At 70.1% G+C, this 20,148-nt stretch carries 16 protein-coding genes, 3 pseudogenes and 1 riboswitch; of the genes and pseudogenes, 11 read left to right on the plus strand and 8 right to left on the minus strand.

The genetic code is table 11. The features are described 5' to 3' along the window. Positions 1-282 precede the first annotated feature (282 nt). Both ACFVWY_RS10325 and ACFVWY_RS10330 read left to right on the plus strand, forming a co-directional pair. Entirely contained in the window at positions 283-549 is a 267-nt protein-coding gene (locus ACFVWY_RS10325; RefSeq protein WP_389869409.1) for a hypothetical protein, read from the plus strand. 369 nt (positions 550-918) lie between these two features. Beyond that, a complete protein-coding gene (locus tag ACFVWY_RS10330; RefSeq protein ID WP_389869411.1) occupies positions 919-1,455 on the plus strand; it encodes a hypothetical protein in 537 nt (178 codons plus the stop codon). Positions 1,456-1,756: 301 nt separating this feature from the next. On the opposite strand, the gene ACFVWY_RS10335 is transcribed toward ACFVWY_RS10330, so the two are convergent. Together ACFVWY_RS10335 and ACFVWY_RS10340 are read right to left on the minus strand one after the other, a co-directional pair. Then, positions 1,757-2,305, minus strand: coding sequence for an RICIN domain-containing protein (locus tag ACFVWY_RS10335; protein WP_389869413.1), 549 nt, complete (start codon positions 2,303-2,305; stop codon positions 1,757-1,759). 261 nt (positions 2,306-2,566) lie between these two features. Further along, positions 2,567-3,571 carry a helix-turn-helix domain-containing protein gene (locus ACFVWY_RS10340; RefSeq protein WP_389869414.1) on the minus strand — a complete coding sequence of 335 codons (1,005 nt, stop codon included), beginning with the start codon at positions 3,569-3,571 and terminating at the stop codon, positions 2,567-2,569. Positions 3,572-3,663: 92 nt separating this feature from the next. Here ACFVWY_RS10340 and ACFVWY_RS10345 point away from each other — a divergent pair. Further along, positions 3,664-4,041, plus strand: a pseudogene (locus ACFVWY_RS10345) (transposase); the annotation flags it as partial. Between the two features lie 479 nt (positions 4,042-4,520). Continuing rightward, entirely contained in the window at positions 4,521-4,838 is a 318-nt protein-coding gene (locus ACFVWY_RS10350) for an Imm51 family immunity protein (RefSeq protein ID WP_389869417.1), read from the plus strand. Positions 4,839-4,866: 28 nt separating this feature from the next. On the opposite strand, the pseudogene ACFVWY_RS10355 reads toward ACFVWY_RS10350, so the two are convergent. After that, a pseudogene (locus tag ACFVWY_RS10355) lies at positions 4,867-5,981 on the minus strand (IS630 family transposase). A gap of 434 nt (positions 5,982-6,415) precedes the next feature. On the opposite strand from ACFVWY_RS10355, the gene ACFVWY_RS10360 reads away from it, so the two are divergent. The 3 genes from ACFVWY_RS10360 to ACFVWY_RS10370 all read left to right on the plus strand — a co-directional run bounded on the left by ACFVWY_RS10360 (position 6,416) and on the right by ACFVWY_RS10370 (position 7,860). After that, positions 6,416-6,778, plus strand: a complete 363-nt coding sequence (locus ACFVWY_RS10360) for a hypothetical protein (RefSeq protein WP_389869419.1) — start codon at positions 6,416-6,418, stop codon at positions 6,776-6,778. A 224-nt stretch (positions 6,779-7,002) separates the two neighbouring features. Beyond that, entirely contained in the window at positions 7,003-7,158 is a 156-nt protein-coding gene (locus ACFVWY_RS10365) for a hypothetical protein (RefSeq protein WP_389869422.1), read from the plus strand. A 414-nt stretch (positions 7,159-7,572) separates the two neighbouring features. After that, positions 7,573-7,860 carry a hypothetical protein gene (locus ACFVWY_RS10370; RefSeq protein ID WP_389869423.1) on the plus strand — a complete coding sequence of 96 codons (288 nt, stop codon included), beginning with the start codon at positions 7,573-7,575 and terminating at the stop codon, positions 7,858-7,860. Between the two features lie 675 nt (positions 7,861-8,535). Here the strand turns inward: ACFVWY_RS10370 and ACFVWY_RS10375 are convergent. After that, positions 8,536-8,772: a hypothetical protein gene (locus ACFVWY_RS10375; protein ID WP_389869425.1), complete on the minus strand. Its 237-nt coding sequence runs from the start codon at positions 8,770-8,772 to the stop codon at positions 8,536-8,538. Between the two features lie 474 nt (positions 8,773-9,246). Here ACFVWY_RS10375 and ACFVWY_RS10380 point away from each other — a divergent pair, with 474 nt between their 5' ends. The 3 genes and pseudogenes from ACFVWY_RS10380 (at position 9,247) to tpg (ending at position 14,379) form a co-directional block, all read left to right on the plus strand. Next, entirely contained in the window at positions 9,247-13,026 is a 3,780-nt protein-coding gene (locus ACFVWY_RS10380; protein WP_389869427.1) for a helix-turn-helix domain-containing protein, read from the plus strand. Between the two features lie 161 nt (positions 13,027-13,187). Next, positions 13,188-13,782, plus strand: a pseudogene (locus ACFVWY_RS10385) (transcriptional regulator); the annotation flags it as partial. A gap of 15 nt (positions 13,783-13,797) precedes the next feature. Further along, positions 13,798-14,379, plus strand: a complete 582-nt coding sequence (gene tpg / locus ACFVWY_RS10390) for a telomere-protecting terminal protein Tpg (protein ID WP_389869429.1) — start codon at positions 13,798-13,800, stop codon at positions 14,377-14,379. 10 nt (positions 14,380-14,389) lie between these two features. Here the strand turns inward: tpg and ACFVWY_RS10395 are convergent, their stop codons facing one another. Beyond that, complete coding sequence (locus ACFVWY_RS10395; RefSeq protein ID WP_389869432.1) at positions 14,390-15,526, minus strand: cobalt-precorrin-5B (C(1))-methyltransferase; 1,137 nt, start codon at positions 15,524-15,526, stop codon at positions 14,390-14,392. Between the two features lie 11 nt (positions 15,527-15,537). On the opposite strand from ACFVWY_RS10395, the gene ACFVWY_RS10400 reads away from it, so the two are divergent. Continuing rightward, entirely contained in the window at positions 15,538-16,395 is an 858-nt protein-coding gene (locus tag ACFVWY_RS10400) for a cobalt-precorrin-6A reductase (RefSeq protein ID WP_389869434.1), read from the plus strand. 2 nt (positions 16,396-16,397) lie between these two features. On the opposite strand, the gene ACFVWY_RS10405 is transcribed toward ACFVWY_RS10400, so the two are convergent. From ACFVWY_RS10405 to ACFVWY_RS10415, 3 genes are all read right to left on the minus strand, one after another. After that, positions 16,398-17,903, minus strand: coding sequence for a precorrin-2 C(20)-methyltransferase (locus tag ACFVWY_RS10405; protein ID WP_389869436.1), 1,506 nt, complete (start codon positions 17,901-17,903; stop codon positions 16,398-16,400). Between the two features lie 2 nt (positions 17,904-17,905). Beyond that, positions 17,906-18,532 carry a precorrin-8X methylmutase gene (locus ACFVWY_RS10410; protein WP_389869708.1) on the minus strand — a complete coding sequence of 209 codons (627 nt, stop codon included), beginning with the start codon at positions 18,530-18,532 and terminating at the stop codon, positions 17,906-17,908. 64 nt (positions 18,533-18,596) lie between these two features. After that, complete coding sequence (locus tag ACFVWY_RS10415; protein WP_389869710.1) at positions 18,597-19,922, minus strand: hypothetical protein; 1,326 nt, start codon at positions 19,920-19,922, stop codon at positions 18,597-18,599. Positions 19,923-19,979: 57 nt separating this feature from the next. After that, positions 19,980-20,131: riboswitch (cobalamin riboswitch) on the plus strand. Positions 20,132-20,148 lie beyond the last annotated feature (17 nt).

The following is a 20,148-nucleotide window of genomic DNA, read 5'->3' on the forward strand; positions in this document are numbered from 1 at the left end:
CATTGGCCAGATCCCTTTGCGTCAGGCGCTTCGGTCAAGGCCGAAAGGAGTAGCCGACTGACAGTGAAAACCTTCACGATCGTGGTGTTCGGCACGGGGAACGTCACGTCAGAAGCAAGCTCGATCACCACACCTCGCTCATGACGTGAGCCGAGCAGTTCCGTGAGTTAACCCCGATTCGCCAGGAGTTTGTCCAGATCGACCGGGAAAAGCTCCACCAAAAGAGAACCGGGGCGTCGAAAAAAGAGAGCACTCAGCAGATCCTAGGAAGAGGGAGAAACCATGCACACCACAGCAAGGCGGGCCTTCACCACACTCGCCGCTAGCGCGGCAGTCGTCATGATGGCCGCGGCGGGAGCCTCGGCCGCCCCGGCTCCGGGCACGGCCGGTGCCACGCCCGTCACCCTGGCACCCACCGGGGCCGAGGGTTGGGAGCACATCGGCGAGTTCCCCCGGGCGACGTGCATAGACCTGCGAGACTCCTACGCAGGGTCGGCCAAGTGCGTTCTGAACGCTGGCGGCCTGTACGACCTCTACGTCTGGGTGTGATCCGCTGCTCTTTTGGACCAGTGCGCGAGGAAGCCGCCCGAGGGCGAACATGCGGCGGCCACAGGTCCATGAGAGCGATCCGCTGGCCGTAAATGAACCGGGCCCTGCCCCCGCGATCCCGTCGCGAGGGCAGGGCCCCCGCCGTTCCGTGCCCGCGGCGATCACCGCCACCACGTCCCCGAAACGGTGGGAAGGGGGGGCCGGCCTCCAGTCCGGGCGACCGACGCCCAGCCCTCGGGGCTGCGGGACATGAGCTGCTCGCTGTAGGGGGAACTGGTGCAGGACGTGCCCGCCCGGGGTGGCGAGCACCATGTTGAGGCACGGCACCGGGCCGACGATCGGCAGCTCGCAGGCGGTGGTGGCGGCGTCGTGCGTCTCCCAGGCAAGGACCACCTCGTCCGCGCCGGCTGCGGCGGCACCGTCCTTGCCCAGTTCAACGCTATCCTCGCCGCGACCGTGCCCGAACTCACCGGCCGTGTCCGGGCCGTGAAGTTCGACGCGAACGGCGGCCGCCTGGACATCGTCCCCGACGCCCCGGCCGTCGGCACGAAACTCCGCTGGAGCGCCCCGAAGCTGATCGCGGCGGCCAACCAGACGGTGCCCGGGGCGAACGTCCGCACCCTCAACACCCTGGCGCCCGCGCCCGTGAGGCCACCCCAGCCACGGCGGCCACCGCCCCTGCCCCGCGGCCGACCACGCCTACCGCGCCGGTGCAGCAACCAGCGCCGTCGGCCGGCTACCGCCGCGCACCACCAGACCGCCCGCTCCTCCCGGACGGACCCGGGCATCGAAGCGGCGGTGGAACGGCAGACCGCCGCGCTGCGCGCGCTCAGCCATCGCGCGTTCCCCGAGCCGCCCGCACCAAACGGCGCACCAGCCCCGATCGGGCAGGCCCGCACCAAGTGACCTGGTCGTGCACGGCCTGGGCCTGTACATGCCGTCCGCGCTGCTCGTCACGGTTTGGGTCTCTCTGCCCGAGCCAGCCCTGGTCCTTGGCCCCATGGAGACGGTCGATGAGGTTGGCGTGGATCGCGGACCATCCTCTCGGCCGCGCTGCGCCTCAGACAGCCCGAGCATGCCGCTGATCAGGCTGACGTGCCGGGAAACTCAAAGATCACCGAAAGAGTCAAGCTCAGGCGGAGGCCGGAAGTGGCGGGGGCCAGAATACGGAGCATCTGTCACCGCGTCAGTCCCCGCTCCTTCTCGGTTACAACCAAATGCGGTCGCTTGCGGACGCGCAGCTGGTCTGGATGACGGGAGCGGTGTTGGCGCTGCTGCCGCCCAGCGGCGCCACGCACAAGCCGCTGTTCCAGTTGATCAGAGCTTCACCACTGATCAACTGACCGTTCTCCCTGAATTCCCAGCCGGAGATCTTCCAGTACTGATCGGGGTGTCCCCCACAGGGAAACTGGGTAATCGGAGCGTTGCTTTCTGTGCGGGCCGCGTCGACCGACAGACACATGTCGCTGTTCTGGTTCTTGATGTAGTACCAGCGGTCCAAGTTGGCGTCTCTGAACTTGTACTCCACGTTCCAGAAGTGGTCAGCCCACGCTCCGCACGTGAACTGGTTGAGGTGTTCGGCAGGGGCCTGACTTCCCCCTGGGACGGCTAGACATAGGCCGGAGCGGCGGTTGACTATGTGGTGATAATTGCCTACGTCATCCGGGGTGTCGACAGCATTGGCCGGTGCGGAGTTGAGCACGGCCAGAAGGACGGCCGCGAGTATGGGCAAGAAGCCCCTGAAAGATCTACGCATGTCACCTCCAAAGGAAAATCACCTAAAATGGCCGAACAATGGCTGAAAGTCTGGTTTGCGCTGCTTCTGGGAAGGGCCGCAACCCTTCCGCCCGAGTCTCGAGGTTCCAGGTGCACCTCCTTCGCTCTGTACATCGAACCTCCGCTGATCGGAGCGTCAGCTATCGGCTACGTCTGGCCTGCGGACCCATGCCGGCCTGCTGTCCAGCATGGGGCGCAGACGAAGCAAAGAGTTGGCAGCGGGCGCACAAGGCATGCGCATTCAGTGCAGAGAATGCGCCTGGGCGGACTCATTCCGGAATTCTTTAGGCGTTGTTCCATACGTTCTTCGAAACACTCGGCTGAACTCCGCAGGGCTACTGAAACCCCATCGAGCGGCTATCGCGCCGATTGGCTGTTCTTGCAGAAGGGGGTCGCGGAGGTCTTCCCTGCAGCGTTCGAGCCGCCGCCGTCGCACAGTCCCCATGACGGCATTCGGCTCGCTGCTGAACAATTGGTGTAGAGCGCGGACTGACATGTGGTGCTGTGAGGCGATGGCGGCCGGTGTGAGCTGCACATCGCCGAGGTTCGCATCGATGAAGGCATAGATCCTTGCCGTCAGGGCCCGGGTTCGGGTGTCGACCGGGAGCAGTTTGCCGGAATCCAGGTGTCCGGCGAGAAAGGCTGCTACGAGATCCGTCGCGATCCCGCCGAGGCGAAGGCTCTCGCTCGTCGGCTGGTCAGCGACGTGATGCAGAGCGGAGCCCATGAAGTGCCGCAACAGCGAACCTGTGACGCTCCGTGAGGACAATGGCCTGCAAAGCAGCCGGTCCGCGTGGTCGCTCGGTAGTGGGAACGTGCTCTTGGGCAGACTGAGAATCGATACAACGACTTCGCACCCGTAATCTGGAAAATCGGCCTCCAACGGGTAAGACGTGTCGAAGAAGACCAGCCCGCCAACCTGGACGTCGCTCGCTTCGCGCCGCTGTGTAGCCCGCATGGGGCTCCCTTCGACCAGTCCCAACTGGTAAGTCTCAGGGTCACCGCGCCGAATATGGGCGGGGGTTCGGACAGCACTCAAGGGAAGAAAGGAGAAAGCGGTCAGCCGCACGACGCCGACCTTGGTGGCCTCGACCCGTGCCGTGAAATCGTCGGCGTAAGGGCTGGCCAGGGTGAGGGGAGCGATTCCTTCACGTACCACGTCGGCGTACCAAGAGAATCGGTCGTGTCCGACGAGATCGCTGTTCGACATCGAGACCACAGGCGTGGCATCAGTGGGCTGAGGCATGCCGCCATAGTGGCCGTCTTCGAAGGCGGAGTGAAGGCAAAACGGACTCTTGCGGCTTTGATCGCCGTGGCTGGCAGCTGTGCTGGGCCCGGACCTGCTCGAGCGCATCACCCGGGACGGCGTCGGGCTCAGAAGCCGAAATGTGGCGACTCAAGGCCGTGCTGGCCCACTGCCCGGAACTGGACGCCCTCACCGGGCACGTCCGGTCCTTCGCCCGGATGCTCACCGGGCGCGAGGGCGAACGACTACCGGAGTGGCTCGACGCCGTCTGGCAGGACGACCTGCCCACCATCCACACCCTCGCCGCAGGCATCGATCGCGACCGTGATGCCGTCATGGCCGGCCTCACCCTGCCCTGGAACTCCGGCGTCGTCGAAGGACACGTCAACCGGATCAAGATGCTCAAACGCCAGATGTTCGGTCGAGCCGGCTTCGATCTCCTCCGCAAGCGTGTCCTGCTCTACTCATAGGACATAGCCTTCTGAGGCTTGCGAGTCATCCGCAGGTGCTGGCAGACCAGGCTCAGGTCGCCGTGAAGCGGCCCAACTCGGGTGACTTCTGCTGAGCGGCAGCTGCCCACGCCTCCTCAGCGGATCCGGGGCCGTCGGGACCTGCCCATCCTTGAGGCCGTCCTCGGTGAAGCCAGCGCCCTGACAGCAGCCCTCGTTGCGTTCCTGGTCCGGCGGAGCAGAACTCCAGCCGACCTGGCCTTTGGCGCGTCTCAGCACGCGTGCGATCATGCTGTTCGCCGACACGGCAAGGAGGGGTAGATGGCTGGCGTATGGGTGACGGTCTGTCTGCCGGCCGACGCTGCAGGCGATATCGAAGGGGCACTTGCAGAGGCCCTCGCACCTTTCTACCTAGTGCTTTGACCGCATAGGTTCACCGGGTTCGAGAGTTGTGAGGGACCGGACGAACGGTTCGCGTGCTGGGATGAGACGATCGCGCCGTGACCATCCACCTCCATGACTTCGATGGCGAGCACTCGCTGACGTTGGATGCCAGCGGCCTGGCTGCCGATGCCGCAGTAGTTGCCGCCGGGCACGAGCCGAACGGGTACTTCTGGGAGGGGCTCGTGCGGTTTGCCTGGCCGGATATTGCCGAGCAGGTCGATTTCGACAGCGAGGCTGGCATGTTCTGCGCGGTCGGCAGTTCGAGCGACCTCGCGCGACTCAAGATGGCTGTTGAATCCGTCATCACGAGCCCCGAGGCAGTCCGCGACATCATTGCCCGTGCGGAGGCTTCGGGCTTCGAGTTCGACGATTAATGCTGTGACTTCGCCGGGTTGAGCGGGGTCAGGCTGCGGCCGGCAGTGGCCTGCCGCCCCAGCGGAGACCTTGTTCGCTGCGCACGCGTGCGCGTTCGCGGCGTTGGGCGGCCAGGACGTCGGGGTGGCGGGCGTTCTGGTTGCGCCAGCGCAGGTAGGCGTGCAGGGCCCAGGTCTGGACGGTGTGGTTCGGATGGTGGGAGTTGGCGAGGGTGAACTGCCGCAGCGGTCCGAAGTGGGCCTCGATGGGGTTGGCCCAGGACGCGTAGGTGGGTGTGAAACACAGCTCGACCTTGTTGCGGGCCTGCGGATCTTCCAGTTCAGGTGGGCGGAGAGGTTGTCGAGGATCACGTAGATCGGGGCGCCGTCAGGACGGGCGGCCCGGATCGACCGCAGGGCCGCCCAGGTGTGGTCGATGCCCTTGCGACGCCGGTTGATACCCCACAGCTTGTCGTCGCCGACGGAGTAGCAGCCGTGGAAGTAGGTGATGCCGTGGGTGCGTCGGTAGGTGGCCGGTAGCCGGTCAGGGCGGCTCTGTTCGGCCCAGCAGGAGCCGGCGGTGGGACGGATGCCCAGTGGCCCGAACTCGTCGAAGGCAAACGTGCGGTCCGGGCGCTCGTTGACCGCGTACTCGATCCGTTCCAGCTTGGTGTCGAATGCCGGGTCTGGGGATTCCTTCCAGGTCTTCGTCCGCTGGAAAGTGATCCCCCGGCGTGCCAGTAAGCACCGGAGGGCCTCGCGACCGATCCGGACAGGCCGGGCTATGTTCCTGCGCAGGTGATCGACCAGTTTGCGGATGGACCAGCGGGTGAAGGGCTTGCCCAGCACGGTGGGCCGGGTGGTGGCCGTCTGGATGACGAAGTCCTCGTCGTCACTGCTCAGCAGGCGGGGACGGCCTCCCGCCCACTGAGGGTTGAGGCATGCGAGCCCGATCTCGTTGAAGCGGTGGATCACGTCCCGGACCGTGTCCTCGTCCGCCTGGACCAGCCGCGCGATCACCGGGACCGTGCTACCGCCGACCGAGCCCAGCAGCATCATCGCCCGCCGAAACCGCACCGAGCTCGTACTGCCCCGCCGAACGATCTGCTGAAGCTTCTGCCCCTCCTGCTCCGTCAGCCTCCGGACCTTGACCGGTGGTGCCACCCCGCCTCCCCTGCTGGTTGGACTCTCAACCAGCACAACGAGCAACCCGGCGAACCTATGCGGTCACAGCACTAGACACGGATGACAACCCCGTCGACCGTGGCATGTGGGACAAACGCCGTATCCATGGCGGCAGCAACGGCATGGGTTTCGCAGTTGTCTCCGGACACATGGACGATCCGAGGCTCATCCACGACGACCCTGGATACGAAGGTGCGCCCCGCCCCAGCGCCCCTGGCGTCTGCGCCGGAGGGCCGCGTGCCCTTCTCGATTTCTCACAGCCGAACCTTGCCTCTGAGCGTGCGGTCGCCGCGTCCTGGGACCTGTGGCACAGCCTGTCCGCCGTACACCCTCCGGCCATTCCCCTCGCGGTCTTCGTGGACCGTTGGCGGAACGATCCGGACGCATTCCCCGGTGACCGGTGGGGAGACGAGATGCTCTCCGTTTACCGGGCCCAGCCGCTGATCGAGGCCTACCTCGACCACCCCTTCAGCCTCAATATGGGGTATCTGGGCTTCCTGGGCCCTCACGATCCCCAGGAGCACCCTGTCATCAGCTACGACGGAACCCGTGCCGCGTACATCCGTGATTTCGCTTCGCCAAACCCGCCGGATACGGACGTTCTCACGTTGGACGGTTGGTGGTTGGAGGGCAGCACCAACGCCGTCCACGCCTCCTGCGAGCCTGACCTTTGCCCTCACGCCCCTCCGAAGCCCTCCGTATGGCCGGGCAGCGAGGCGTACCTCGCGGATCTTCCCGGCAACACAATCCTCGTCCGGCTCCACTGCCACGCCTGACGTCACTCACGGCACGCTTCACGAAAAGTGAGCCAGAACCCGGACTTGTGAACATCGGTCTGGCCGCCGGCAGGGCGCCTTCTGAGCTCATCGGCAAACGACTCCCGTTCTCGCGAACAGAGCCAGCCCTGGGACATGCCGCTAGAACTGAGGGACACGGATCATCAGAGGGGGCGTAGGTGAGCGACATCCCGGCACGCGAGGCCGACCTGCATCAGTAGGCGTTGATCCTCAAGGCGGGCCAGTGGAACCTTGCTCAGGACGTGGTCGCGGAGCAGGAGGGCAAGTTCCGCGACTACAGCGAAGCGATCAAGGCCGCCGGGTACACCGTCTGGACCGGGGTGGGTGAGGTGTACATGGTCCCGCTGCGTCCCGAGTAGCCCTCGTTCCTGTTCGATTTGGAGGGGGTGGAGCAGACACAGACCGAGCTGGCCCCCACATTGCAGGCTCTCGCCGTTACGGACCAGATCGCGCATGCCGAGCCCGAGAGCATCTTTCGCAGCGGAGGCCGGGCGGCTGGGGCACGCAAGTACGGTCATATCCCCTGGGGCAGTCATGAGCAGCGGTGAGGCGTCCGGCGATCCGGCAGCTCATCGAAGAGCTTGCCGCAGGCCGGCCGCCCCAGGCCGAGTACGCCAAGCGAGCCGAGCAGGCCCGCGCCGAGCTCGCCTCAATCCTGGGAACCGAACCGAGCGAGCAGGCCGAGCAGAAGGCCGCGGCTTGCTCCAGCGCCTCGGCGCCCGCCAGGACTCGGCGGCCGCGTAGTGGGGCCTGTCGTGGTCGTCCTCGACCACATGACCACCACCGCTCTCCACGATCCCAAAGACCCGCACAATGAGGCCGTCGCCGCGTTCTACGTCCAGGCCTCCGGCGGCCTGAGCACCCTCTACGCACCGGTGCTCTCCCTCACCACCGGCGACACCGAACGGCCCGGCCTCCCCGCCTACATCCAGGGACTGCGGTTCATCACGATCGAACCCTTCGACATCGCCGCAGCGCTCACCGCCACCGAGCTGCTGCACACCGGGCACCCGTGGGCGGCCGTCCACGCCATCCACGCCGCGCCCGCGCCGCGCTGTTGACTTTGGTCCATGTTCTGGCCCGGGAAGGCATCGTCCTTCCTGAGGTCGGTCCCCTCCAAACCACCCGCTACGCGGATGACCCGGCCGGTGCCGCCGACCTTGCCGCTCCCATCGGGGGTACTCAACCGCCGCCGACAATGAAGCGTTCGGAGTGTTAAGACCGCCTACGGCTTGCGACAGAACGAAACGCGGTTGGCAGGTCCGATTTGGCAAGGCCAAGAAGGGCTCGCCACCCAAGCGCCGCGGGGTTCCGACCGTATTCGGCTGAACCCCGCAGCGTCCTGGAAGAGTGGTTCACCGAGGTCCGCCCCCCGGTTCGGTACCGACGGGAACCCGGACTTCTCGCTGCGACCCGTATCATTTCTTGCGCTTGCATTCGATCTTGACGTGAGCCGCTTCGCGAGCAAGCTTTCCAGCCCCGCAGCCCAGGTTGTGGGACGCCTCGGCCCCGGCGGCAGCCCCAAGGCCGGGGCTGGGACCGAGGCCGGGGCCCCTGGACGCGGGATCAGTCAGGTGACGGGATGACGTAGGCGCGGGCGAAGTGGGTGCCGGTCACCGCCCCGTGGGATGCCCGGCGATGCCGCAGTCGTCTTCGCCGCCGATGACGACGTGGAGGCCGACGAAGCCGTCACGGGAACTTGCCGGCGTCGGCCGACTCCCGTGTCGGTGCTGTCGCTACATCCACGAAGAGGTCTTGCACCGGCTGCCATTGCAGATCTGCACCCGCATGCCCAGCAACGGGTCCTGGCCCCTGAAAGCGCTGTTCCACACCTGGTAGCCGCCGCAGCTCCTGGTGTACTTGTGCCACGGCCCGTTGTGGACGTACGTGCCCTGAGTGGAGCTGTACTGCCTCGCCTGAATGCGCATCTTGGGCTTCTTGTTGTCCCGGCATGCGGTGTCCTTCACGGACATGCTGACATTCGCACTGTACTTACCAGTGGGCTTGACCGTCGCGCTGCCGCAGGCCCCGGTGAAACAGACGTCCCTGCGCGCCTGCACAGTGACATCTGTCCGGGCGGCGGATGCCGCGGGGGAACGGAGTGGCTGCACCGCCTGTGCGGCGGGGGCCGCGACGGCCAGCCCGGAGCCCAGCACCAGGGCGCCGGTCGAAAGAGCGAGGGTCCTTCGGAGGTTCAGCATTCGGGTTCCTCTTCGTGGTGGTGATGGATGCGCACTGCACAGGGGTGCGCTGTGCTGCGCCGGCCCGGCGATCGGCCCGACGACGACCAGTCCAGCCGCCCGCACCGTTGTTCAGCAGGCCTCCCCGCCACACCAAACAAACATCGAGCGCAAACCGGTGGGCCGGGGCGGGCGCTTGGCGGTGGACGCGACGGGTTCCTACCGTGACCATGACACGGAGTAGAGGGACACGAGGGGATCAGTGGGATGGGGCGTCGTGAGACACCGCTGGATCCGGCCGCGGGGCCGGTACAGCGGTTCGCGGACGAGTTGCGCACGCTGCGGCGCAAGGCGGGCGGGCTGACCTACCGGGAGATGGCGCGCAGGGCCGACTACTCGGTGACCTCGCTTTCGCAGGCTGCGGCCGGGGAGCAGATGCCGTCGCTGGCGGTCGCTCTGGCCTACGTGGCGGCCTGCGGCGGCGATGCGGAGGAGTGGGAGCGGCGGTGGCGCGAGGCCTCCGAGGAGTCGGTGGTCCGCAGCCGCGAGGACGACAGCGGGCAGTCGCCGTACCAGGGGCTGGCCCGGTTCGAAACCGGAGACTACGAGCGGTTCTTCGGCCGCAGCACGCTGGTGGAGGACGTGCGCGAACTGGTGCTGACGCACCGCTTCGCGGCCGTCTTCGGCCCGTCCGGCAGCGGCAAGTCCTCGCTGCTGCGGGCCGGGCTGATCCCGGCGCTGCGCGCCGAGGGCACCTCCCTGGCAGAGATCCGCGTCCTCACTCCAGGCGAGCATCCGCTACGCACCCGTGCGAAGGCACTGACGCCGAGGGATGCCGACAGCGACACCGTCCTGGTGGTGGACCAGTTCGAGGAGGTCTTCACGCTGTGCCGGGACACGCAGGAGCGCACCGAGTTCATTGAGGCTCTGCTCGCCGCCCGCCGGCCGGACAGCAGGCTGCGCGTCGTGATCGCCGTACGTGCCGATTTCTACGGCCGCTGCGCCGAGTACCGCGAGCTCGCCGACGCGCTGCGGGAGGCCAACCTGCTGGTGGGGCCGATGAACCGCGCAGAGTTACGCGAGGTGGTCGTCAGACCGGCGCAAACAGCCGGGCTCATCGTCGAACGCGAACTGACCACCCGTCTCGTGGAGGCCGTTGACGGCGAGCCCGGCGGCCTACCACTGCTCTCTCACGCCCTGCGCGAGACCTGGCGGCGTCGCCGGGGCCGGGCGCTGACGATGGAGGCGTACGAGGCGGCGGGCGGCGTTCATGGCGCGATCGCGAAGACCGCCGAGGAGGTGTACACGAGTTTGTCCGCTGACGACGCAGAGCTGGCCCGGCTGGTGCTGCTGCGGTTGATCACCCCCGGCGAGGGCTCCCCGGACACCCGCCGCCCCGTCGACCGTACGGAGCTGGACTTCGCCCCGGCCGACAAGGTAGCTCTGGTACTCGGCCATCTGGCGCGGGCGCGGCTGCTCACTCTCGACGACAACACGGTCGACCTCGCCCACGAGGCCCTCATCACGTCATGGCCCCGCCTGCGCGCCTGGGTCGAGGAGACCCGCGACCGCCTGCGCACCCATCGCCGTCTTACGGAGGCGGCCGACGCGTGGGAGGCCCTGAGCCGTGATCCGGGGGCCCTCTACCGGGGCACACGCCTGGCCATGGCGGACGAACATCTCTCCGACGAGCTGCTGACCTCCGCGGAGCAGGCCTTCCTGACCGCTGGCCGGACCACCCACAGGCGGGAACTACGCCGCCGCCGCACCCTGCTGACCGCCTTCGCCACGCTCCTCGCGCTCGCTCTCGTGGCGGGCGTCACCGCCTGGCAGCAGTCCCGCACCAGCGACCGCCGCCACCGGGAGTCAGAGGCACGCCGGATCGCGGCGGTGGCTGACAGTATGCGCGCCACCGACCCGGTCACGGCGGCACGGCTGAGCGTCGTGTCCTGGCGGCTCGCCCACACCGCGGAGACGCGCTCGGCCGTGCTGTCCGCGCTCAACCGCCAGGAAAGGGATGCCTTCACCGTCCCGGAACGCGACGACCGCCTCGCCGTCCGCCGTCTCACCAGCGACGGACGGACCCTGGTGTCGGCCTCCCACGACCACGTCCGCGTCTGGGATCTGCGCACCCACCGTCTCACTCACACCTACCCGGGGCCCGGCGAGAGGCTGTCCGGCCCCGACGACGACGTGATCAGCCCAGACGGCAGAACGCTGGCACTGAGCCGCGAGGACACCGTGACGTTGTGGGACATCCGCACCGGACGGCCGACGGGACGCCTGCGAGCGGAGGTGCCGACGACCGTCGCCTTCAGCGGGGACGGACGCAGTCTCCTGGTCCAGACCGCGACCGAGGTACAGGTCTGGGACGTACCCAGTCACCGGCTGCGGCTGCGTGTCCCGGCGGGGAGCGAAGGAGAAGTGACGTCGGAAGCCGTCATCAGCGGGGACGGACGCCGAATGGCGATCTGCAGCGCTCAGCACTCGCTGCGGATCTGGAACATCTCCCGCCGTGCCGCCCTGCCCCTGCCCCGGGCGGCCGAGTACGGCCGGCGCTTCTGCTCCGGGGCCGGGCTCACCCTGTCGCCGGACGGCACCGCCATCGCGCTCGGGTTCCCCACAAAGGTTCTCGTCCGGGACATCGCCTCAGGGCGGGACCTCGCCAGGCTGGACACGAAGGGGGCGGCTGACCTGCGGTTCAGCCGGGACGGCGCGTTCGTCGCCGCGATCGACGAGGAGGGCCAGGTCCTCCTGTGGCGTCTCGCGTCCCCCGATGCCGCCCCCGTGTTCCGCCACACCCTGGTCAACGAGACGGCCGACCAGTACGAGGTGGACTTCGCCTCGGCCGAGATCCGTTACCTCGACAGCTCGGGTACGGCCGTCCGGTCCCTGGCACTGGATCCCGCGACCAGGTCCGGCTGGCGTCGGCAGACCGTGGACGACGCCCTGCTGTCCCGGGACGGCCGGACGTCGGCCGCCCTGAGCGCCCCGGCGGACGGCAAGGGCGACAACAGTGTCCGCCTGTGGGACAACCGGACCGGCAAGGCCTTCCTGACCCTGCCGGACAAGCCATGCCCCGTCGAGGCCGCCGACCCCGAGGCGGCGGCTGACCTGCCTCTGGTACCGCGCGCCGACAACGAGACGGCCACGGTCGGCAACGAGGAACCGCAAGCGGCACCGGAGAGTGTGGACTGCCTCAACCTGATGGCGTTGAGCGCCGACGGCCGCTCCTTCGCGTACGCCCGGAGCGGAACCCTCCCGGCCACGCCCTCCGGACAGCCCGTCACCGTCTGGGACACGTCGACACACCGCAGGCGCGTGAGCATCACCGTCCGCCCCGATCCGGACGGAACAACCGGCGTCGACGGACTGGCCCTGAGCCCCGACGGCCGCACGCTGTACGTGTCCCGGACCACCACACGGCAGGTCCTGGAGATCTGGGACCTGCCGCGCAGGAAACGCCTCCGGACACTGGACGATGTTCCTGCGGGGGGCATGGCCGTCCGCGACGACCAGCGGCTGCTCGTCACCGCGCGGGATCAGGTGACCGACCTCCGTACCGGAAAGACGCGTTACCGCGCACTCGGCGACGGCACAGCCGACGTGCTGGCCTTCAGCCCGGACGGGGCGCACTTCGCGGCGGGCGACGCCCTGGGCCATGTCACCGTGTGGGACGGCGACGTGCGCAATCGCGTCGGTGCGACCGGTACGGGACCAGGCGAGTCCGTCACCGCGCTCGCCTTCTCGCCCGACGGCGCCACGCTGGCGGTGGCCGGCAGCGGGGGCACCGTCCGGCTCTGGGACGTGGCCTCCAGCCGCCCCCTCGGCTCCGCCTTCCCGACCCCCGGCGACCTTCCCCTCGCCCTCGCCTTCGACCGGAACGGCACCACACTGCACGCGGCGGGCGCGCACGTCCGTTTCCAGACGTACGGCATCGCTCCCGCCCGGGTGGCTCAGCAGGTCTGCACCCGCACCGGCTCCGGGCTCTCCCGCACGGATTGGAAGGCGTACCTGCCTGATATCCCCTACCGCAGGAGCTGCTGATCCTGACTGGGCGCTCTACCAGTCGGGGCGGGGGTATGGCCTGGACGCCGGTTCCCCCATACAGCACGGGTGCGACAGCTTGCGCCTCGCCCGGTTCTGCCGCGTCTGTGCCCAAGCGGGGGTACGGCGACCTGTCCGGCAAGGACCTGCGGACCAAGATGGGCTGGTACCAGCGGCTGCGTGACGCCTACCTCGCCACGATGGCCGACCTCGGCGTCGACGCCGACCTGTCGCCCGAGGACTTCCTCGCGGCCATGGACGGCTACAAGAACCGCGATCCGGAGCTGGCGATCGTCGTCTCGGCGGTCAAGGCGACGGTCAAGGGCGGCATCGGCAAGCTGCGCGAGCGGTCCCGGGGCGAGGGCTGGCGGCCGGGCGAGCCGTGGCGGGCCCTGTCCCGCCCGACGTGGCGGCCGGACATCCGGGCGGCGGTCATCTCCCGCACCCGGGTCAACCTCCACAGGAAGATCGTCAAGCACGCGGCGTTCACCGGGCAGTACCCCCATCGCGATCCTGTCCGACTGCGTCGTCTACGCGGCCAGCGGGCCCTCGCCGCTGGACTTCCTGCCCTACCGAGAGGGAAAGCCGCTGCCCGGCGGCTTCAAGCTAGGCATCAACCCCGGCCTCGTGAAGTGGGAAGGCAGCCAGACCGTCCTGTGGGGAGAGGAGGTCCGCGAGCGGTTCACCGCGCCGGAGCTCAACCTCGCCCGGTCCATCAAGGACGGCACCGTCACCGACGCCGACAACGGCGAGTAGGGGAGTACGCAGGCGATGAGCATGTTCGGGGACGGCCTGGACAAGGCGGTGCAGAAGGCGTTCACCCGCCCGGCACCCAAGTCCGCGGGCCCGCAGACGCGATACATGGTCAAGCAACTCGGCGGCACGAAGGCGGTCGCCGAACTGCTCGGCGTGTTCCAGCGTCAGGTGGAACGGTACGTGGCGGGCAAGGCCAAGAAGCCCCGCCGCGGTCTCGCCGCGCGCCTGGAGCACGAGGTGACCAAGCGGTGGCAGCCGCAGATCAGGGCCAAGGCCCGGCAGAAGGCGGCGACGACCGGCGGCATCGTCATCGACACCCGCGCCCGCATGGGCTACACCGCACCCATCGGGTCGACCGACCAGGACCGCATCCGGCACCTGACCGTCGCCCTGCCCCCGGTCTACGCCGCCCGCCTCTTCGACGCCCAGGAGGTCGGCGCCAGCAGCACCGAGCTCCAGGAGATCGCGCCTCACTTGATCAGTGCACCTTGGTCGGAGCACATGATCAGACGAAGGCCGCCCCCACGTCCGGCGAACTCTCAGGTGAGCGACTCAGTTCGAGACGCCGTTCGAGGTCGGAAGAAAAGAACAAGCTGACGGCGCGGGCTCAGCCGCCGCCCCGGAGCGGCCCGCGCACACCGCTGCGTCCCACGACGGTGCCCGCCCGGTCGATGCAGATCACGTCCACGGACACCGGTGCGCCCCGCAGCACCGACAGCGCCTCGTCCCGGGCCGCCACGGCCACCAGGTCCCCCAGCGGCACGCCCCGCGCGAGACACAGCTGGAGCGCCGCGAGCCCTGTGTTCGCCACCGCGACCTCGGCCGCCAGTGCCTCGTCGGCCCCGCCCCGCCGGGCCAGCCGGGCCAGGAACGGCTTGTCGACCTGGGACCGGCCGGAGTGCAGATCGAGGTGCCCGGCGGCGAGTTTCGACAGCTTCGCGAACCCCCCGCAGACCGTGAGCCGGTCCACCGGGTGACGGCGTACGTACTTCAGCACCGCGCCCGCGAAGTCCCCCATGTCGAGCAGCGCGATCTCCGGCAGCCCGTACTCGGACACCACGGTCCGCTCCGACGTGGAGCCCGTGCAGCCCGCCACATGGGTGTGCCCGGCGGCCAGAGCCACGTCCACCCCCCGGCGGATCGAGTCGATCCACGCCGAGCACGAGTACGGCACCACGACCCCGGTCGTGCCGAGGATCGACAGACCTCCCAGGATGCCCAGGCGCGGGTTCCAGGTGGAGCGGGCGATCTCCTCGCCGTCGTCCACCGACACCGTGACCTCGACGTCCCCCGGATCCCCGTGCTCCGCGGCGACCCGGGCGAGATGCTCCCGGATCATCCGGCGCGGCACGGGGTTGATCGCGGGCTCCCCGACATCGAGCGGCAGTCCGGGCAGGGTGACGGTGCCGACCCCGGGCCCGGCCCGGAACACCACCCCCGCCCCCGGGGGCATCCGCCGCGCCGTCACCCGGACCAGCGCACCGTGCGTCACGTCGGGGTCGTCCCCCGCGTCCTTGACCACCCCGGCCGTCGCCCGCCCCCCGGCCAGCTCCTCCACCGCGAGCGCGAAGGCGGGCGTCTGCCCCTTGGGTAGGGTGATCGTCACCGGGTCCGGGAACTCGCCGGTCAGAAGGGCCGTGTACGCGGCGGTGGCCGCCGCGGTCGCACAGGCGCCGGTGGTCCAGCCCGGTCGCAGACCGGTGTGCTTCAACTGGGCGCTGCGCCCGCCCTCGATCTCACCCATGGATGGTTCCGATGCATGTACTCGTACTCGGCGGTACGACGGAGGCCCGCCGGCTCGCCGAGTCACTGGTGGAAGAACTTCCCGCCGGTGCCCGGTTGACGAGCTCGCTCGCCGGCCGGGTGGCGGGCCCGAGGCTGCCGCCCGGCGAGGTCAGGATCGGCGGGTTCGGGGGAGTGGACGGACTGACCGCGTGGTTGCGTACGCACCAGGTGGACGCGCTCATCGACGCCACCCATCCTTTCGCCGGGACGATCAGTTTTCACGCGGCTGCCGCCGCCGCTGCCGCCCATGTTCCCCTGCTCGCGCTGCGCCGCCCCGGCTGGGTGCCCGGTGACGGCGACACCTGGCACCCGGCCGGCTCGCTGGCCGAGGCGGCGGCGGCCCTGCCCGCGCTGGGGCGGCGGGTCTTCCTCACGACCGGCCGCATGGGGCTGGCCGCCTTCGCCGGGCTGGACGGGCTGTGGTTCCTGACGCGCTCGGTGGACGCGCCCGAGGCACCGCACCCGGCCCGGATGGAAGTGCTGCTGGACCGGGGGCCGTTCACCCTGGACGGGGAGCGCGAGCTGATCCGCCGCCACCGCATCGACGTCCTCGTCACCAAGGACAGCGGAGGCGCCGCCACCGCCCCCAAACTCACCGCCGCCCGTGAGGCACGGATTCCCGTGGTGGTGGTGCGGCGGCCCCCCGTCCCCGAAGGCGTCCCGGCCGTCGACGCTCCGGAACCGGCCGTCGCCTGGCTGCGCGAGCACGTCTTCCCGGGCCTGGCACCGCACCGCCGCCCGCCGGGCGGCGACGGCGCGACGCCGCCCCCGGACCGTGACCTCAGTCCTCCGGGCGGCGACGGCGCGACGCCACCTCCGGGACCGTGACCTCAGCCCTCCGGGTAGCGGCGCGGAGTCCACACGATCTGCCGTCCGCCCTCGCGCCGCACCCAGCGGGTCTGCGAGGACCCGACGAGCAGGATCGTGCGCATGTCCACCTCCGCCGGGTCCAGATCGGCCAGCCGCACCGTCCGTACCCGCTCCGCCGGGCCGCCCACATCCCGGCCCAGCACCACCGGAGTGTCCGGCGAGCGGTGCTCCAGCAGCAGATCACGGGCCTTGCCGACCTGCCAGGTCCGGCTCCGTGACCCGGGGTTGTACAGCGCCAGCACCAGATCCGCCGTCGCCGCCGCGCGCAGCCGCTCCGCGATGACCTCCCACGGCTTGAGCCGGTCGGAGAGCGATATCGTCGCGTAGTCGTGGCCCAGCGGCGCGCCCGCACGGGCCGCGGCCGCGTTCGCCGCCGTCACCCCCGGCAGCACCCGCACCGGCACGTCCGCGTACACGTCCTGCGAGGCCACCTCCAGCACGGCCGTCGCCATGGCGAAGACGCCCGGGTCGCCGCCGGACACCACGGCCACCCGACGGCCGCGCCGGGCCAGGTCCAGGGCGAACTCGGCGCGCTCCGACTCGACCTTGTTGTCCGAGCCGTGCCGCACCTGACCCGGCCGGACCGGCACGCGGTCCAGGTAGGTGGTGTAGCCGACCAGGTCGTCCGCGGCGGCCAGTGCCCCGCGCGTCTCGGGCGTCAGCCACAGCGGACCGGCCGGTCCGGTGCCCACCACCGTCACCTCGCCGCGCTCCGGCGCGGGCTCAGGGCGCTCCGCCCCGACCCTGCTGGGCAGCACCGCGACCGCGAAGTACGGCACCGAGCCGGGCTCGACGTCCGCCAGCTCGCCCACCCGTTCCCCGGCCATCGTGGCGCGCTCGACATACCGCGCCTCCGGAAGCCGGCCGGACGCCTCGAAGGCACCGCGCACGGCCGGGAACGTACGGCCCAGCTTCATCACCACGGCGGCGTCGGTGGCCGCGAGACGGGCCGTCAGCTCCTCCTCCGGCAGGGTGCCGGGCAGGATGGTCAGCACCTCCTCGCCCTCGACGAGCGGGGTGCCCAGCCGTGCGGCGGCCGCGCTGACCGAGGTGACCCCCGGGATCACCTCGGTCGGATAGCGGTCCGCGAGCCGCTTGTGCATGTGCATGTACGAGCCGTAGAAGAGCGGGTCGCCCTCGGCCAGCACCGCGACCGTGCGGCCGGCGTCCAGATGTGCCGCCAGCCGGGCCGCCGCCTCGGCGTAGAACTCCTCCATCGCCCCCCGGTAGCCGCCCGGGTGGTCCGTGGTCTCCGTCGTGACGGGATAGACCAGTTGCTCCTCGACATGATCGGCACGGATGTGCTCCGCCGCGATGGAGCGGGCGATGGACCGCCCGTGCCGGGCGCTGTGATAGGCGACGACATCGGCCCCGGCGATGATCTCCACCGCGCGTACCGTCATCAGGGCCGGATCACCGGGCCCCAGCCCGACCCCGTACAGGCGGCCCGTCTTCTGTTCGCTCACGTCTACTCCTCCTCGCTGGCGATCGCGTTGAGGGCGGCGGCCGCTATGGCGCTGCCGCCGCGGCGGCCCCGGACGATGAGGTGTTCCAGCCCGGACGGATGCGCGGCCAGCGCGTCCTTCGACTCGGCGGCCCCCACGAAACCGACCGGTACACCGATGACGGCGGCCGGACGCGGAGCACCCTCCTCGATCATCTCCAGCAGCCGGAACAGAGCGGTCGGCGCGTTCCCGACGGCGACCACCGCACCCTCCAGCCGGTCGCGCCACAGCTCCAGCGCGGCGGCGCTGCGGGTGGTGCCCAGCCGCTTCGCGAGCTCCGGCACCGCCGGGTCGGACAGGGTGCACACCACGTCGTTGTCCGCGGGCAGCCGCTTGCGGGTGACACCGCTGGCGACCATCGCCACATCGCACAGAATGGGCGCACCGGCCCGCAGCGCGGCGCGGGCACGGGCCACCGCGTCCGGCGAGAAGGCGAGGTCCCTGACGAGGTCGACCATCCCGCAGGCGTGGATCATCCGGACCGCGACCTGGCTCACATCGGCGGGCAGACCGGCCAGATCGGCCTCCGCGCGGATCGTGGCGAAGGACTGGCGGTAGATCGCCGGTCCGTCCTTCTCGTACTGGTGCACAGTGCTTTCGCTTTCTTCCTCGGACATACAACGGTTCGGGTACGGGGGAGCGGGGCGGGGCGGGTCAGCCGTGGGCGCGGCGTGCCGCGGCCACCGCGGCGGCGAGCCCGTCCGGTCCGCCGCAGACCCGCACGGGCACAGCCGGTTCCCCCTCCCGTACGACGGAGACATGGTGCCCGCCGGGAACGGCCACGACATCGACCCAGGTGCCGCGCGGATGGCCGCACCGGCGTTCGCACCCGGACCAGTACACCGGCAGCGGTCCCACGGCCCCCGCCGCGGCCGCCGCGTCGGCCCGTACGTCGGCCAGCGACCTGGCGCAGCCGGGGCGGCCGATACAGGCACCCACACCGGTCCAGGGGGAATCGGGCGCGACGACGAGACCGGCCTTCCCCAGCGCCCCCAGCGCCTCCGCGGCTCCCCGCCGCTCCACCGCCGGTACGACGACGCCGCGCCACGGGGTCAGCCGCAGCTCGCCGCGGCCCCGGTGACGGGCCGTGTCCACCAGCGCCCGCCACTGCGCGGACGTGGCGCGCCCCAGCGGCAGGCCGGCCGACAGCGCGGCCTGCCCGGGTGAGGTGCCGGTCACGATGCCGGTGCCGGGCCCGTCCGAGCGCCCCGGCGCGTCCCGGTACCCGGCCGCGACGACGTCAACTCCCGCCGCCCGCAGGCGTTTTGCGACCAGGTCAAGGAGGCCGTCGCCTTCGCCGGGCAGGTCGGAGACCCGCCAGGCCCCGGTGTCCGAGGCCCGCTCCAGGAAGGCGGCGGACGCCATCAGCGCGGCCCGCGGTGCCCACGCGGCCGGGACGCGCAGCACGCTCCGGCCCGTACCGATCCGCAGCAGTGCCGACGAGGAGTCCTCCGCCAGCAGGGACACATCGCCGCCCAGCGCGTCCACATCGCCGCGGCCGTCGTCGAGTACGAACAGGAACCTGCCGGACAGTTCCGCCGCCCCGTCGTCCGCGCACAGCAGCGCGTCCAGTTCGGACAGCCAGGGCCCCACGTCCCGCACACCACGGCCGTCGAGCCCGCTGAGGGGCGAGGCCACGACATTGCGCACCCGCTCGTGGGGTGCGGAGGGCAGCAGCCCCGCCGCGCCCAGCCGTTCGGCCAGCTCGGCCCCGCAGTCCGGGCGCAGCCCGCGCAGTTGGACGTTGCCGCGCGAAGTGAGATGCACCTCACCATCGCCCAGGCTCTCCGCCGCCGATCCCAGGGCCGTGGCCCGTGTGTCCGTCAGCAGACCGCCGGGCACACGGACCCGGGCCAGCGCACCGTCGTCCGCCCGGTGCAGCCGCAGCGCACCGGGGCAGGCGTCACCACGGCCCCGGGAAGACGGAGCTCCCGACGAGGCGGGTGAAGAAATGGCAGGTGGGGGCATGGCGGCGAGCATACCGACCATACGGACGGATCCGAACGGATCCGCCTGCCCCCCCGAGGCCGACCGGCCCTTACTATGCCTAGTGACGGGCCATCCGGCACGTCGTCGCCACAGACGGCGACAAAGGGGAGGAAGTCCGGTGCGATTCCGGCACGGTCCCGCCACTGTGAGCCCGGCCACGGCCGGGTGAGTCAGGAACTCCCCTCACCGGACCCCCGGCCCTCTTCGGGCAGGGGTG

The organism is Streptomyces sp. NPDC058195 (assembly GCF_042883525.1).
Taxonomy (GTDB): Bacteria; Actinomycetota; Actinomycetes; order Streptomycetales; family Streptomycetaceae; genus Streptomyces.